We start from the raw sequence: 17,292 nt of genomic DNA, 5'->3' as shown, positions 1-17,292 counted from the left end.
ATTTTAATAGATACTTTTAATAATTCAATACTACAAAATCACCGTGCAGCCGGCTTGCACGGAAGAAAATAACTAAAAATAATTTTTGAGTTAAAAAATGAAGCTAAGGAGCAACTCACACTTTAAAACAGACCGATTTAAATAAAAGTCCAATTTTGTCCAGGACAAAAACACGACAGTGTGCCGCGCAAAATGCCTCATAAAGGTTCTAAATTTTCAACAACCTCTAAAAGCTCCTTTAATAGCCCGGTTTTTATAGGCATCAAATTACCAATATAAAATTTCCACTCTTCCGTAAAATAAAAAGTTTCATTAGATCTTGAATAGGCAATTGGTGCATCAAATTTTGTTTTTAAAAATTCAATATACAGGTACAGATTACGTCTGGATATCCCCAGAGCCTTTGCAAAGCATTCAGGGCTACCGGTTCTGCCCTTTGAAATATTTTTATTAATTCTTTTTAAAAGCGTTAAATCTACTTTCATATTAACCTGTTTAAATCATCTTTAATGAATAACCTGCCAATATTAAAAAACCAAAGGGCAACCAGTTTGCCCTTTACTATTTATTTGAAAATATTTTTCCCGGACTAAAAATCGGCCTTTAAACACATTTAAAACCATAAAATAATGCAACAATCCGATCAAAAACCGATTTTACATAAAAAAACCGGGGCTAAAAATTGCCCCGGCAAATCATTTTTTGAGATAATTAATACAGCAAATCAGGTAAAAAACACTCCGCTTTTACTCTCTGTGCACAGTTATACACAGCCCTTAACATCCCAAATACGGATAAAAATTACTGCAGCTCAAGGAATTTTTGAATCAACATATTTATGATCACAACACGATACAGTTCTTCCACATTTCCGTAATACTTTAATAAGCTTTCGGGATTGCTATAACTAAAATGCCTTTTTTTATCTGGTGTACTTAGCTCAAAACCATACAGTACACCATCTGTCATGCTTATTCTTTGAATTACTAAATCTATATTGGCGCTATCTATTTTGTACAATAGCAACCTGTCCTGTAATACTTTCTCATCAGGTATTGTTAACACTTTGTTTTCGACCAGCTTTACCCAAAGCTGGTCTGCCTTGGTTTGGTCTACCTTTCTTTCAGTGAATTTAGTCTTGTCACCAAAACTATCTTTGAGATCAAAGTATCTGGCAGTCCATTTATTGTTCTTTAGCCTTAGTATAAAAACATCGTCAAAGTTATAGGAAAGGTGTCTTTTCCATAACCGCAGCTCAAAAATATAGTTCTTATCCAAATGAAAGGTGGAATCAACACTGCGGTTATAAGCCGCATTCACTTCCGATGTTGAAGCTTCCTGAAAGGAGATAAACCTGGACCTTACAGTATCCGTTTTAAAATCAAATGGAGGCCGAACATTTTTTTTTGTTTCCTGAGCGTTCAATTGAAAGGTGGTGAGACATATTGACAATGTCAGGAAATACCATTTTAAAGAAAACTGAGTAATAGGACACATAATTGTTAACATATTTGAAGTGGTTTCTATCAAATTTACCTATTTGTATTTAATATTTTATTGAAGCAGTAATCAGGTGTTATTTACTTTTGATATGCATGCGTATTTAGTGCGTAATGACTATGCGATGAGTCCGCCTTTTTCCAGTAAAAAGTCGGACTCACCTCGGACTCACCCCGGACTCATGTCGGACTCATTCAAAAGAAAACATCCTCAAAAAGGCTGCACCTTTCGGTAACAGCCTTAAACACACACAATAATTATCTTTCAAAATTACTTTATACCGTTAAGGTATACTTCCAGCATGGTATATCCGCTGGAAATAAAGCTTTTTATTTTAACCAGCGCGGATCGCCTAATCCTGCGGCTTTGATTGTGGCATTGCCAACGGTAAAATTAAATTTAGCAGCATCTGTGTACTGAGGGTCTAATGTAGTTACCCCGCTGCTTACTGTACCGCTTGCCCATTCAGTTGAGTAGTTTCCAAAAACATTGTTATTGGTAAATTCAACGGTTGGGGTCACACCATTCGTCTGGGTCCTGAATTTATTGGTCAGAATACACTTATTGATCTTCATTGCAGTAACACCTGTAACTTTAGCTATACGGGGATAAAGGAACCTTCCCTGGGTACCATCCACACCACATATATTGTCAAACGTGCAATTCTCAATCAATACCGGACCATTAGATCCAGGGAGTGAAACGATAGATTCAATCCTGAAAAAGTCTCTGGCTAACTTATAAAAAGTGGAGTTGGTTATTTTTGTACCGCTCAACACTCCGGCCCTGAAATCAATAAAATCTCCTCCAGTAGCCCCAAATTCATGGAAAATAGAATTATCAACTGTAAAATTAACATTAGCAGCTGTACCAGTTGCCGCTACGTAAATTAAACCTGCAGTAGCTTTGGTCATGTCGCAGTTTTCTATGGTAACATTACATGCAGAGGTAAGTCCTGTAGCAACAATGATGTAAAGCGAACTGCCGCTTACTTTTATGCCCGACAACTTGAACGAGGCTACATTACCTACAAGATTAAAAGCCTGTGCAGAAATTTCCGGAATAGCTCCACCCTGAACAGCTCTTATGGTAAGTGCCTTTGTGATCTCTATAGTTCCAAGAGAATTGAAATCATATTTGGCGCCGCCAACGTTGATTGTGCTTCCCGAAGCTGCTGCTGCAACAGCAGCGTGCAAAGTTTCATAAATTACAGAACTTCCTTCAATGGTGATGCTCATTCTCAGATCTACAGCACTAAATGTAAGTACCCCTTTTCTGTCTTCTCCGGCAAAAATTACAGCAGTATAATTGCCTGCTGATTCCAGTCCGTCTATTGACACAGACTGGCTGCTGACATTTTGGGCCGACAACTGTATGGTACGTTCTGTTTTTTTAAGGTTATCTATGATTAAAACGGAGGTTACCGTTCCTGAACTCGGCGCATTCCAGCGCAATACGGCCGACGTTGCCGTTAATTCTGATTTCAGTACGGTTTTTAAAATGCTCTCTGGTTTTATGGAAGCGTTAATAAAGCCAGAATGCAATACAATATTACTGGATAATGCTTTTACCCTTACATAGGCTTCCGAAAAATAGCCCAGATTGGTAAAATCAACAGCAGTTACTGTTGAACCTAAAGTATCTGTCTTTAAAATAGTGGTAAAATTAGCATCTGCGGCTACCTGCGCCAGGAAACCGCTATTTTCGTTACCTGAATATTCCCAGGTAGCATGTAGTGTTGTTTTTACCGCATTTAATTTTAAATTCTGTGGGGAAGCTATATAATAGTTCATATCCGGCCCCTTTGCTTTTTTACAAGCGACAAATCCCGACAGCAGGATGAACGCCATAAATATTTTATATGTGAGTTTCATATCGTTTTTCATGATTAGTTTAGCGGATTAAATGTTCCTCCCCAGGTATTATTTTGCTTTAGCTGTGTATTGTTGTTCAGCGCTCCGTCCGGAATGGCGAAGAAATAATATTCTGGTCTCCAGTTAATGTCTGCCCCATCTTTTACCTGAACTTCAAAGTCAAAATTATTGGTGTAAACATCATCCAGGTTCAGGTTGTTCCTGTTGTTCAGGAAATCTGCCGGGGTTGGCATACCCGTTCCTGTTTTTAACCTCACCCTTAGCCCTGTCCTCCTTTTGCCATTTAAAACAGATTCAAACTTTTTCCACCTCCGCAAATCCCAGAAACGTTTACCCTCAAAAGCCAGTTCTATTTTACGTTCATATAAAATGGCTTCAAATAGGGCCGAACGGCCTAAGCCAGCATCAACACCATATAACCCGTCGGTACCCGCATCCAGTCCCGCTCTTTTACGCAAAGCGATTAAGCCCTGGTAACCTTCCTGCCCCTGTGCTGTTCTGTTAATTCCACAAGCACTTTCTGCCAGGTTCAATAATACCTCAGCATACCTCAGTTCTATCCAGTCTGTTCCTGAGTTTGGTAAAACATCTGTAGTTGCTGTGGGGCTAACTGCTTTTCTCAGGTAAAAGCCTGTATTGCTGGCATTGGTCTCTGATGTAGTCCATGTGCCGCCACTATTTGTAGAAGTATAGTAGGTCCATAATCTATAGCTGGTATTACCCAATATAGGCCAGGTACATCCATTGTAAGCAATGGTATTGTCGAACCTCGGGTCCCTGTTTTTATAAAAATGCTGCTCATCATACGGATAGGTAGTAGAAACACCGGGTTTTTTACCATCTTTCATCGGGTAATCTTTTACAAAATCCCATGTTGGCGCATTGGAGCCCCCACCCCCATTACTTAAATAAATGGGCCTGGTTTGCAGGTCGTACGTATTGTTCTTTTTTGAAACATCTCCGGTCTTGGTATTGTAGCCAGTTATTAAAACTGCTTCAGGGTTATTCACTTCCTGAAACCACAGGTTGGCATAAGATGAGTTTAAGCCAAAGCCAGCCTGGTCTAACAGCTCCTTAGCTTTTAGATTCGCATCATAGGCTGCCTGCCACCTTAACTGAGTGTCATCCGGGTTAAATTGCGGACTGGCATAGGTTAACAGTACACGACCTTTAAATGCAGCCGCAGCTCCTTTTGTTATTCTTCCCCAATCTGCTGAATTTGGCCATTTGCCCGGCAGGTTCTGAATGCCGAAATCCAGATCTTCCACAATTTGCTTGATACATGCAGATGTTGGGTCCCTTGGCAACATGTTCCCTTGTTTATTTGCTTCGCCGATCGGATCCATAGGCTCCAATACAATAGGCACTCCGCCATATAAGCGTACCAGATCAAAATACCTGAACGCCCGGAAAAATAAAGCTTCAGCAATCATTCTGTTCTTGGTACCGTCAGGCATCCCTCCTTTTTTAACATCCCTGATGAACTCGTTGATCTTCCGGATCTTCCCCCAGTTATTGGTATTGCTCAAACCGGTTCCGAAATCTCCGACAGTAGTGGAGATCACTTGTCCCTGAAAAAATAAATGTGTGCCCTGGGCTTCCTCAGAGAATGTTCCGTTTGCGCTGATTGCACCACCGGTATTTCCAAACCAGGCAGGCAGGTTCTGGTCGTACACAAAACTCAGGTTAAAAAATGCAAGCGTTGAATCACTGAAGATCAGGTCTCCGTCAAGAGACGATAAATCTTTTTTATCCAGAACTTTCTGACAGCTGCTCAATCCCAGTAAAACAGCAGCAGTATAAAATATGATAGTTTTTAATTTCATGTTTTTATTTTTAAAATCCAACATTTAAGCCAAAAGACCAGGTTTTTAACACCGGATATACATTGAATGCCCCAGATGTGTATTTGTAATCTTTGAAAGGGTTATAGATATCAAATGGGTTTGTAGCCACCACAAATGCCCTTACATTGTTAATACCTATGCTGTTGGTAAGGTTTTTAGGTAAAGTATAGGACAGGTTTAAGTTTGAGACCCTGATGGTGGTTGAACTTCTAAACCAAAACTCAGAAACACCGGTATAGGTTGCTGTGTAAAATGGATTTGGGTATTTTGCATTGGGCGTTTCTTCGGTCCAGTGATCGGCCCAGAAAGCAGGTTTGTTAAGCGTAGCTGTTGCCCTGGCACGGGCATCACCTTCAACTACGGCTTGTCCGCCCCATGACATCCCTGATGTTACACCCAGGCTTAACGACTTGTAACTTACGTTAAAGTTGAATCCTACGCCATAATGGTTATCGGCCTTTTTAGTGATAAAAGTTTGATCAGCTTCTGTAATCACACCATCAGTGCTTGTTAAGTCGCCCCCTGTTCTTGGTCCGGATATATCCTGGTACCAGATCATACCGGGTTTAGGCACTGCACCAAAAAGGGTATAACCAGGGTTTTTAACTAAAAAATCATCTACTTCGGCCTGCGACCTGAACATACCACCATATTTATAACCATAAACACCCTGGTCTGTGGAACGTCCGGTGGGGTCCATCATGGTGCCTTTATTACCAGCGGTAACATCCCTTAATATACTTTTATCGTCGTACCAGCTGAAGAATGAATTTACCCTGTAAGACCAATCCTTACCGATTTTATCGTTCCATCCCAAGGAAATTTCTGTACCAAATGTGTTTATTTTTGAGTAATTTTCTGAAGGCAGGGCCTCACCAACCAATAACGAAACTGATGATGACAGCTGGGTAAGCATATTGCGGAACTTATCTTTATAGCCGTCAATAGTTACCGATAAACGGTCTCTTAAAAACCTGGCTTCAACACCGATGCCCATTTTGGTGGCATCGTCCCAGAGTACATTTCTATTGGAAATCCCATTCTGATTGAACACCAGAGTCCGGTCTGCATCACCACCAAAAACAGCACTTCTTTGGGTTTGTTTTCTATAGCGGTCGTACCATTGGAAAGCCCTTGTCCTGTCGCTTCCGGCAAATCCTAATGCCGCCCTTATTTTAAGAAAGCTCATGAACTTCACATGGTCCTTAAAGAAATTTTCCTGGCTAACTATCCAGCCTGCAGAAAATGAAGGGAAGTAACCCCAACGGTTTTCAGGAGCAAAACCAGTAGATGCATCGGCCCTCAGGGTTGCTTCAAACAGGTATTTTTCGGCATAATTGTAATTTAACCTGCTGATGTAAGACAGATATCCGGCTTCGGTTTCAGATTCACTCTGCATTACTGAAGTTCCATAAAAATAATTCATGTTATCTTCTCCACCCATGATCGGGTCTTCAATATACGTAGCCACACCATCCCCATAAGATTCCCTTTGCTCAAACATAGCCAGCGCAGAGATATTGTGCTTTCCGAAACTCCGGTTATAGTTTAAAGATCCGTTAAGCTGATAATTTTTATCATAAGTAGGATTAAAACGCAGCATATAGCCATTTTTCAAAGCGGTTTTACTTAAAATATCGCCCCCGTAAATATGCTTGTTCTCGCCCAGCATGGTAAACCTGTAAACATCATAAGCGGTACCGTATTGTTTACCAAAACTATTGTTACTGCGTTGGTTATAGGTTGCCTTGGCAGACAGCCCGGTAATAAAAGGAACATCGTAGTTGAGGTTAAGGTTAACGTTTAATCCCGAGGTCCTGGTTTTGGTATAATCGCCATTTTTCTGTACAGCAAAAAAATGGAAATTCTCAGTAGTTGCATTGGTTGCGTTGGTAAGGTTTACAGGCAATCCGTTAATATAGGGTGGATTAAACTGTGGTGTCTGCATCAGTGCCAGCACATCTTTTTCTATGCTCTCCCCGCCTTGCTTTAACCAATAGGATTTATTGTTATACACATCGCCACTTAACTGTATCCCTACACTCAGGCCAGTTGCCAGTTTAATATCTGAACTGGCCCTGTAAGTCATCCTATCTGAATTTATGTTATCTAAATTTGCATCCTGTGCATTATAGGTAACACTGGCAAAATAGGTGGCCCGCTCTGCCCCACCGCTAATATTTAAAGTGTGCCTGTTCAGTGTAGAGGCTTTCCAGGCCATATCTAACCAGTCATAATTGTGGTTCTTAAAATAATCCAGCTCATCAGGTGTATACCTTGCAGCACTGGTTAAATAACCTGTAGGGTTATTGGTATAGTTATAGGAATTCAAATACCTGGCCTGTTCATATCCGTTCATCATTTTTGGGAGCATAACCGCATCTGTTATCCCAACTGAGCCGCTATAACTAATTTTGGGTGCGCCGATCTGTCCTCTTCTGGTTTTAACCAACACGGCTCCCTGGTTACCATTAACACCGTATATTGCTGCTGCTCCGTCTTTTAACACTGTAATGCTTTCTATTTCACTCTGATCCAGTAAATTAAATTCTGTAGCGGTTTTGAAAACATCATCTACAATATAAATAGGATCTGTTGTTCCCCCATCTTTAGAATAGATCCGGGGCTGACGAACAGTTATAGTCGCATTTTGTCCGGGTCTGGATTGACCTCCACTAACACTTACGGCAGCCAGTTGCCCTCTTAAAGCCGCAGCTAAACTACCTACAGGTAAATCTTCTATCGCCTTCATATTGATGTTTTCGGTAGCATTGGTAGCAAGACGTTTCTTCTGCGTCCCGTAACCAACTGAAATGATCTCTACTTCGGTCAATGCCTTGTTATCAGCAGCTAGTGCAACATTTAAAGTTGTTTTTCCGGCCAGGTTAACAGTTTGCCTGATAAAGCCAATATAGGAGAATACGAGGGCATCAGTTTCGGGATCGGCCTGAATGGTATAAATTCCATCTCCGTTGGTGCTCACATTACTTGGTTTTCCTTTAATGCTCACATTTACGCCTGGTAAGGGACCTCCGTCACCGCTATCGGTTACTTTACCTGTAATTTTTTTTACCTGTGCATAAGACGATGCGCAGCAAAAAAGGGAAAAAAAGAAAATCCCTTTTAACGTTCGTAAAAGTTTAATGTTCATGCTTAGTTTGTTGGTTTATACTTGGTTAATTGGTTGGTCTGGTTCAATCAAACAGCTCCCTTATAAATATGGAATGCTGATAAAACCGCTGGTTAGGTGGTTTTTAATTATAAATAGGAAGAGCTGTTAACAAGATCCGGACTATAGTAAAGTTTTATTCAAATTGGGATTTGTTTAGGTTTTTAAATTTATAGGGTTTATTGGCTAAAGGCTGCCCCTTTCGGTAGCAGCCTTGTTAACCACACAATAATTAGTTTTGGATTTTTACACTTACATTTATTAATGGTCTCTTCTCATAATCTGAAGTAACTGAATTGATGACCATCATACCATATTTACCTTCGGGTGTCAGGAAAAACACAGCACTTCCTGCAGCCAATCCTGCAGCCGCAGTGGCGCCTACAGTTGCATTCAGGTTAATGGTTCTTGCTTTAGCCAGCGCCTCGATAGTTGATCCGGAAACCGCAGAGTTTACAAATGGTGTAGCCTGACTTGTCACCGGAGCACTGAATTTCGTAGTCCTTTTTGGATTCCAGCTACTCAAATCATAAACCGTTAAGGGAATCACCGGAGTACTGGGAGAGTACAGATTGATCGCATATTCTATCCCACCCGATGAATTAGTGTACATTCTTCTATAAATACCAAAGTCAATTTTTGCAGCATTAGTACTGCCATTGTTGTAACTAAAAGACGTTCCGTCATTTAACGAAAAGAATGATGGCTGTACCTTTGCAACTGTATCAGGTAAATAAATAATTCTATTCGCATAAACTTTATAGCTCGGATTTCCTTCAACAACAACTTTTTTATAACCATCGCCTATGTAGACACCTTTTTGGTTCCTTGCGAAAACGCGGAAACTTGTTTTACCATCACGTTGCATCGTGTATTTGTAAACATTTGAAAAGCTTCTGCGTTGGTCATTGCTAAGTGTGTATACTGTGGAGCGATCGAAACCAGTACCCGTTGTCCGCTCTACCGTAACAGTATACATATCTTCCTTTGCCGAATTGATGGTAAAATCAACCCAAACTTCAGTATTATCGTTCACCTGTTTATAATCAACTACAGCCTTAGGATCGCTGTTATTAAATGTAACCGTAACATCTTCGAACATATCGAAAATGCTGTTGGCTTCCTTCTTACAAGACGTGAGGATAAAGATACCTGATGCCAGAAGGAAGAACTTTGATATATTTTTAATTTTCATTTCTTTAAATTTTAAAATGCGATTCTCTATAAATTCAGTTTAATCAAGTGGATCAAATGTACCTCCAGACCATCCAATTGTTGGCGCTATGTTTAAACCGTTATTTACGAAATCATCATGGAATGTATAAAAATAATGAAACACCGGAACGTTATAAGATGAATAACTGCCGTTTGTGGTAACTGTTACATTGAAGTATTTCGTAAACACAGCTTTATCGTTGGTATTTAGTGTTTCCCTAAACATTACCCCATTAGTTACCGCTTCCAAAACACCTTTATCATTTAGTACGCTTCCAACAGGAGGTTTTACAAGGGTAATTTCGATCTTCTGCATGTTTCCGGTTAACAAATGCATGGTACGTGATCTTCTCAAATCGGAATTGCGTTTATTTTCGAAAGCAAACTCAACCATCCGCTCATTAAGGATGAGTGTTCTCATTGCGTCGGGGCCGCCTACTGGTGCCAACCCATAATCTGCAGTACCCGCAACTATTCCGGCCCTTACCCTGATTTGTCGAACCATATCCTTTGCCCCACCCAAATTTCCGGTTTCGTTTAAGCAATCCGCATAATTCAACATCACTTCGGCGAGTCTGAGTTCGATCCAGTCAAACCCGTTTCCACCAATATTGTTCGTATATCTTACGCTTGCTGCAGCTAAAGTTGGAGAAGTAAAACGCTTACAATATACCCCATTGCCATTGCTTTCACCTACAGCCTGGTTATAGGTCCATTGTCTTCTTGCAGCGTTACCGCTCAAAGCCCAGGGTCCACCGTTATAGGCTATTGTAGCTTCGAATCTCGGATCTCTGTTTTGCCAGAACATAACCGCGTCGTATGGATAAGCTGTAGAAGTTCCCATCGGAAGTCCATCTTTCATCGGATAAGCCTGAAGCATTTTTAAGGACGGCATAAAACCTGTTGTAGGGCCGCCGCTTTCAGAAGTAGGTCTGGATTTATATTCAGTATCATGACCTCTTCTTTCAACTGTAGCAGAATGTGTTCTCACTAAAATAGCTTCTGTATTCAGTGTACCTTCTACCCTGAAAATATCGGCATAGTTGGCCTGTAACCTTCTTCCAGCTGCGATGCTCATATCATAGGCTATTTTGTTCGCATTTAACGCATCTGTCCATCTGGCCGACTGGTAAGGATGTTTTGGATCGTCAGTGGGATTAAATTGCGGACTAGCCCAATAAAACAACACTTTGGCCTTAAGGTTAACGGCAATCAGCTTGGTAATTTTTCCACGGCCAGTGTCATCAATCGGAGCAAAGCCTTCGAGCATGGTAATTGATTTATCCAAATCGGAAATAATCTGATCAAAACATTCTTTAGCACTTTTCCTGCCCCCTGTATAAACGCTCAACGGGGCCTGAGGTTCAAGTGGCAATGGAATACCACCATACACCTTAACGAGTTCAAAAAAGGTCATCGCCCTTAATGCATAATATTGCCCTAAATACTCATTCTTTTTTGCTTCAGGTAAAGTACCTTCCGGAAGAAATTTTATAGCTTCGTTACATCGCTGAACATCAAAGTATTTATTTTCACCTGCAGTTGAATTGTTATTATACCTGTTACCTGCCCATCTCACATCGTTATTGGTTAGAAAGCCCTGCAAACCTAATGCTGCACGTGTATATTGATCTGTCTCTGCGAAATAGTTTTCATCGCTGGCCAAATGCACACCATTTCGTTCGTTAATGGTTACCTGAAAAGGGAAGGTAGGAATGACAACATCGTATGTTCTGTTGAGGTGAAGTTGAACGGCTCCATCTGTACTCCAGATGGCATTATCAACACCGCCACGATCAGGAAGATCGAAAAAGCCCTTTTTACAAGCTGGCAAACAAGCTACCAAAGAAAGGATAATTAAAGATCTTTTTATATTGGTTTTAAATTGCTTAATCATGATTCAAAAATTATAGGTTAACATTTAAGCCTAATGAAATTGTTCTTAAGACTGGATAATCGTAGGCAGTTGACGAATACGGATCTTTATATGCCAATGGATTTACCAAAGTCCACAAATTGTTACCTGTAAGCAGCAATCTGGCTCCGGTTAAGCCAAGCTTATTCACAAACTTAGTTGGTGCCTTATAGCTCAGTGTCATGTTATTGATGCGGATCATTGTAGCATCTACTGCCCAAAAATCCGAGTTTTTAGAAATGGTTGGATCATCAAAACGAGGATATTTTCCTTCCATAGGATTATCCTGCGTCCAACGGTCTTTCCAAATCGACAATACATTTTTAGTAACAGATGGTTGGGCTCTGGCCTTGCTGTCATAAAAAACCTTACCGCCAAATCTGGCAACGATATTGGTTTGCAGAGACAATGCCTTGTAAGAAAAGTTCAAATTAAAACCTCCTCCAAACCATGAGTTTGTTTTATCATAAAGAGGAACCATATCGTTATCGGTGATCACACCGTCACCATTTGTATCTTCGTAATATAGAAAGCCTGGTTCCGGAATTCTGGTATATACCCTATAATTTGGATTTTTCGTCATAAAAGCATCAACCTCGGCCTGCGTTCTGAACATACCTACAGTTCTTAAACCAATGTTGCTGGAGTTATATTTACGCGGATCAGTACCGAATGAAGTAACCCAATCCGGACCTACGTTATTTATTAAATCGCCTGGTGCATAAATCAGTTGTGTATTTACAGAATTACCATAGGTGAAGTTTACACCTGCGTTCATGCTCAGATCAGTGGTCAACCTTGCTTTATAGCCAATGGTAAACTCCGATCCCCAGTTATAGGTTTCCCTGTAGTTAACAACTGGAGCGGTGAATCCTCCGTATAGCGGATACAAGTTATTTCCACCTCTATCAATTCCATCATAATTGCGATTTTGAAAGGTCTCAATGGTGACATCCAGTTTGTTGTTGAACATGCTTGTCTCTATACCTACATTAAGTGTTCTTTTCTTTTCCCAGGTAAGATCTGGATTCGGAAAAAACGACGGATTTAATCCATTGGCATTTGCATTGCCATAGATGTAACCATTGTTCGTGTCGATGGTGTAACGGGCTTGCCATAATCTTGAAGTCACACGATCATCACCAGTTATGCCATAATTCACTTTAAACTTCAAATAATTGATGAAACTCAGGAACTGCGTATTTTTGAAGAAATTCTCCTGACTTATAATCCAGCCCAAACCGATACTGGGAGATAACCCCCAACGTTTACCTGGTGCAAAATTTGAAGAAGCATCAGAACGAATTACAAAATCAACCAGGTATTTTTTATCAAAATCGTATGATGCACGGCCAAATACTGATCTTTTGGCAGTTTCGCTACGATCAGCGCTTTGTAAAGTAAGTGTGTTCACATCAAAAGCCCATAGGTCTTCGCCACCTGGTATCAACTGGTTTGATCTGTATACAGATAAACTCTCGCCATTTGATTCTGATTGTTCAGCACCCGCCAGCACATCAAAGGTATGTCTGCCAAAGGTTCTTCCATATTGTAATGTTATAAATCCCTGATAGCTGTTATTTTCAGCCAGTCCAGGGTTAATTCTTTGGTTACCAGCAGCTACCTGCTCTACAACCGGAGAAACTGCTGCGAGTTGATCCGTATACAACTGACCGTTGTTGCCAATTTTTGCAAAGTTATAGGTTTGATACGGCGGAATATAAGTTCTGCTATTTGTTGAATTACTTCCCTGAGAAATTTGGAATTTTGCGTTGAAACCTTTCAGGAATACGGGTTGATAAGATAAATTTGCATTTATTCTATATCCTTTTGATTTACGTCTGTTGTAATAACCAGAATTAAGTAAAGCATTTGGATTGACCGTATTGTTAAAGTTTACAAATTTACCATCAATACTGTTTGGAACCCACCTTGGTACGGTAATAATCCGTTCTAAAAATACATCGTCCTGATCTGTAAGATTATGTTGTGCATTTCTGATGTTCCAATCCACGTTGAAATTTACGTCTGCTTTTAAACCATTAACAATAGTAGCTACTACGCCACTTCTGAAGCTGTATTTATCGAAGTTCATCCCTTTAAAATTCGCATCCTCGTTCTGGTAACTACCACCGCCAAAGAATGTGACTTTATCACTACCACCTGATATACTGATGTTATGGCGCTGTGTAGTGGAAGCCTGCCAGATTTCATCATACCAGCTTTTATAATTCTGACCCCGGAGAATTTCCAGATCTGCCGGTAAAAAGAAGTTGGAAAGCGCAGCACTTGACTGCCTGTAACCATCATTTAACAATAAAGCCTGATCATAGGCCGATAACATATCCGGAGTTCTGGCGGCATCGGAAACCCCGACATAACCGCTATAACTTAGCGTTGGCTTTCCAATTTTTCCTCGTTTAGTTGTAACTAATACCACACCTTTTGCACCCGCTGCCCCGTAAATTGCGGCTGATGCATCCTTTAAAAAAGAAATATTATCGACCATAGATGGATCAATGTTATCGAAGGCTTCTTTGCTTACTGTAATCCCATCGATAATATAAAGGGGTTCACTGGTAACGCCGACTGTAATTGCTGTCTCCGATGCTGTTGAATTTCTAATGTTTAATGTGATGGGAGCGCCCGGACGACCTGATACCTGACTAACACCAACACCTGCTATCCGGTTTCTTAAAGCTCCTGCAATGTTAGGCGCAGGAATATCCTGAATTTCTTCACCACTAATCACTGCGACTGATCCCAGAATTTCAGATTTCTTCTTCGTACCATAACCTACAACGATAACCTCATCCAAATCTGAATTATCGGAGGCTAAAGCAACATTTAAGGTTGTTTTCCCTGCCAATACAATGGTTTGTCTTTTGAAACCGATATAAGAGAACACCAATGCATCTGTTGCCGGATCAGCTTGAATGGTATAAATACCATCGGCATTTGTACTTACATTGCTGGGTTTGCCCTTAATGCTGACATTAACTCCCGGCATTCCCCCTCCGTCAGTGCCGTCCGTTACTTTCCCTGTAATTTTCCGTACTTGCGCATATGAAGAGGCACAAATAAGAAGGGATAACAGTACCACCCCTTTTAATGTTCGTAAAAGTCTAATATTCATACTTGGTTAATTTTTATTTATACCTGGTTTGGCTTTTAATGAATCAGTTGATATTCTAGCTACAGCTTAATAATAAGCGAGTTAAATGGTTCGGTTTTAAAGTAAATGTCTAATCAAATTGTATAGGTTTAATTGTTAATTTCTTCTATCAAGAACAGAAAAACCCGTTACCAACAGTTACTTTAATCAGTAACGGGAATTTTTCTAACCAAATAGAGAGCGGTATTTCTTATTTATCTGTCTTTGCTGTTGATTTTCTTCTTTTTTCCCATTCCTGACCTTCTTTTTTCAAATCATAACCTGCTGCCGAAAGGTAATTGTTGATCCTTCCTTTATATTTGCCAAACCAGGCATGCTTCTTATCAGACGACTCTGCATCCATGGCATGCTCCCTTGCTTCGGTTAACCAGGTAAAGATTTGTTTCTTCTGCTCTTCCGTAAGGGTAAGTATCTGTTCCTGATAGGCTTTATAAGTTAGGGGCAATACACCATAGGTCATCCCGTTTTTCACCTGATCTACCTGGTCTTCAGTTAACTGAGCAGAAAGTTTAGCCAGATATTTTTTATGTAGCTTGGCCAGTTCAGCATCTGTTTTATCGTTTTCGGCTTTAACAGCAGCTTCAGTTGCGGTTTTATCGCCTTCGGTAGTTTTTTTGATTTCTTTAATACGCGTATCCCGTTCAGTATAAATATCATTCAGGTTACTGTACTGATCTCTGATGATATGGCTCACTTTCTGCAGTTTTGCTTCATCACTGATATTCAGTACTGATGCAATTTTATCTGCACGTTGCGTAATAACCTTTAAATATGCTTCCTTTTCATTTGCAGGAATGGCATTGTTCTGTGCAAATATGCCAGTGCCCAGGAGCATGATAAACAGCAATAGATATACACGTTTCATAATTTATCAATTTGGTTAGTATTCTCTTAAAAATTACCTTTCTACAGGTTTACCTCTCCGCAAAAATGTACCTTCAAACCCAATTCATCCATCGCTGCCGCTTTAATACGACATGCTTTATGCGCTGCAGCCTCATCAGGCGTATAGACAACATGGATGTGGTTTGCTTTGTGCCGTCCCATTAACTGGTCCCTGCTTACACCTTTTAATACGGCATTCATAATGGGCCATTCAGGCGTGGTATTGTTCCAGCGTCTGTAAGTTTCTTCTTCCGGCAAGGCAACTACCTCGCCTACCCCTAAATCGCAATGCAGCTCATTGTTCATCACGTACACCCTGCTCCATACAATTGCACCTGGTTTACTGATGCCCTTAAGGGTGCCCCCACCCAAACGGAAATACATTGGCGGCTGCCTGTCGCTACTTGCACCAGCATAGCCCCCTTCAAAATGCGCTGCAGGTGCAGCACCCGAAATCAGGAACAACCATACAAAATCATCTATACCTGCACCTTTATAATGCTCTCCCCATCTGATGTCATGTAAAGTATTCTCTCCTTCCATGCCCAGCTCCTTCCATAAATTGTAAGTGAGCAAAGCATCAATTCCGGCACATTCATCTACCTCATTAAAATGCGGCAATGCTTTACCTGTATATAGTTCCTTACCGCCTTCTGAATATACAGGAGGCCTGTCTTCATTATTCAATAAACCTTCTACCAGGTCGCTTGCCACGGTAAGGTCTTTTAATCCCTGCTGGTATTGGATGCCAATAGTATCACAGCCAAACTCATCAGCAATGCGTACAGCCGCAATGTACATTTTGCATTGCTCCATACTTTGCGCCCGGGTAAGCTCGGCCTCAGGGTTCTCGCCCCAGTTAAACTGCATACCTTTATCCAGCAACCAGTTTAAAACAGCCTCTGCTTCACTATCCTTAACACGGTTCATGGCTGCATAGAGTGCCGACTGGCTTAACCTTTCTTTAAAAAAACCTGTTGGATGCAACAATTCATCAGGCACAATGGCATTGTACATGCCCATGCAGCCCTCATCAAATACACCCATGATCACTTTTCTTTCTTTCAGCTTTCTGGCAAAACTTCTGCCCTGCTCTTCTTCACTGAATGGAATTTTATGGAGTGCCAGGCTCTTTACATGGCTTAAGTTATGGCTTACTTTACCTGTAGCCAGCCATTCGTTTAAACCGGCAATAAAAAAATCATCGGTAAACTGCTCAGACCACAGCGTGCTATAGTTTACACCGGCCTTTGTTAAGCAGCCATTTAAATTTAGCATACCTACCAGGCCCGGCCATTGTCCGCTCCAGTTGGCTACCGTTAATATAGGCCCCCTGTGCGTAGTTAACCCGGCAAATACGTGATGTGAATATTGCCAAACACTTTCGGCAACAATTAAAGGTTGTTCGGGGTTGATGTTCCGGAATACATCCATTCCCATTCTTTGGGAATCAATGAAGCCGTGTTTTTTATTGGCATCATAAGCATGGGCGCGTCTTACTGTCCAGCCTAACTTACCAATAGCTGTAGTCAGGTCGCGCTCCATTTGCGACTGTGCTTCCCAGCAATTTTGATTTGCCGACAGTCTCAGATCACCACTTGAAACCAGAATAATTTCTCTATTTACCCCTTGCATTTTAATTTATTACTGAACAAAATATTTACTAAAAAATAATTTGTCGGTTTATAATTTGGTTATTGCCATCATGGCCT

General features: G+C 40.7%; 10 protein-coding genes. All 10 read right to left on the bottom strand.

Annotated features, from left to right (window positions below; all coding sequences use genetic code 11):
* Window positions 1-197 precede the first annotated feature (197 nt).
* Window positions 198-485, bottom strand: coding sequence for a hypothetical protein (locus HDC92_RS07015; RefSeq protein ID WP_183873306.1), 288 nt, complete (start codon window positions 483-485; stop codon window positions 198-200).
* Between the two features lie 316 nt (window positions 486-801).
* The gene (locus HDC92_RS07010; protein ID WP_183873304.1) at window positions 802-1,425 is read right to left on the bottom strand and encodes a hypothetical protein; all 624 of its coding nucleotides are present in this window, start codon (window positions 1,423-1,425) and stop codon (window positions 802-804) included.
* A gap of 404 nt (window positions 1,426-1,829) precedes the next feature.
* A complete protein-coding gene (locus HDC92_RS07005) occupies window positions 1,830-3,374 on the bottom strand; it encodes a DUF5123 domain-containing protein (RefSeq protein WP_183873302.1) in 1,545 nt (514 codons plus the stop codon).
* A gap of 14 nt (window positions 3,375-3,388) precedes the next feature.
* Window positions 3,389-5,200 carry a RagB/SusD family nutrient uptake outer membrane protein gene (locus HDC92_RS07000; RefSeq protein WP_183873300.1) on the bottom strand — a complete coding sequence of 604 codons (1,812 nt, stop codon included), beginning with the start codon at window positions 5,198-5,200 and terminating at the stop codon, window positions 3,389-3,391.
* 10 nt (window positions 5,201-5,210) lie between these two features.
* Window positions 5,211-8,372 carry a SusC/RagA family TonB-linked outer membrane protein gene (locus tag HDC92_RS06995; RefSeq protein ID WP_183873298.1) on the bottom strand — a complete coding sequence of 1,054 codons (3,162 nt, stop codon included), beginning with the start codon at window positions 8,370-8,372 and terminating at the stop codon, window positions 5,211-5,213.
* Between the two features lie 250 nt (window positions 8,373-8,622).
* Window positions 8,623-9,585, bottom strand: a complete 963-nt coding sequence (locus HDC92_RS06990; RefSeq protein WP_183873296.1) for a hypothetical protein — start codon at window positions 9,583-9,585, stop codon at window positions 8,623-8,625.
* A gap of 39 nt (window positions 9,586-9,624) precedes the next feature.
* Window positions 9,625-11,502 (bottom strand): RagB/SusD family nutrient uptake outer membrane protein, encoded by a 1,878-nt coding sequence (locus tag HDC92_RS06985; protein WP_183873294.1) that lies wholly within the window; start codon window positions 11,500-11,502, stop codon window positions 9,625-9,627.
* Between the two features lie 10 nt (window positions 11,503-11,512).
* Window positions 11,513-14,656, bottom strand: coding sequence for a SusC/RagA family TonB-linked outer membrane protein (locus tag HDC92_RS06980; RefSeq protein ID WP_183873292.1), 3,144 nt, complete (start codon window positions 14,654-14,656; stop codon window positions 11,513-11,515).
* Window positions 14,657-14,885: 229 nt separating this feature from the next.
* Window positions 14,886-15,560 carry a DUF3826 domain-containing protein gene (locus tag HDC92_RS06975; RefSeq protein ID WP_183873290.1) on the bottom strand — a complete coding sequence of 225 codons (675 nt, stop codon included), beginning with the start codon at window positions 15,558-15,560 and terminating at the stop codon, window positions 14,886-14,888.
* A gap of 41 nt (window positions 15,561-15,601) precedes the next feature.
* Window positions 15,602-17,215 carry a fucose isomerase gene (locus HDC92_RS06970; protein ID WP_183873288.1) on the bottom strand — a complete coding sequence of 538 codons (1,614 nt, stop codon included), beginning with the start codon at window positions 17,213-17,215 and terminating at the stop codon, window positions 15,602-15,604.
* Window positions 17,216-17,292: the final 77 nt, after the last annotated feature.

Source organism: Pedobacter sp. AK017, from assembly GCF_014200825.1.
Classification (GTDB): Bacteria; Bacteroidota; Bacteroidia; order Sphingobacteriales; family Sphingobacteriaceae; genus Pedobacter; species Pedobacter heparinus.
Note: the sequence above shows the minus strand (reverse complement) of the source record. Positions and strands in the feature narration are given on the sequence as shown.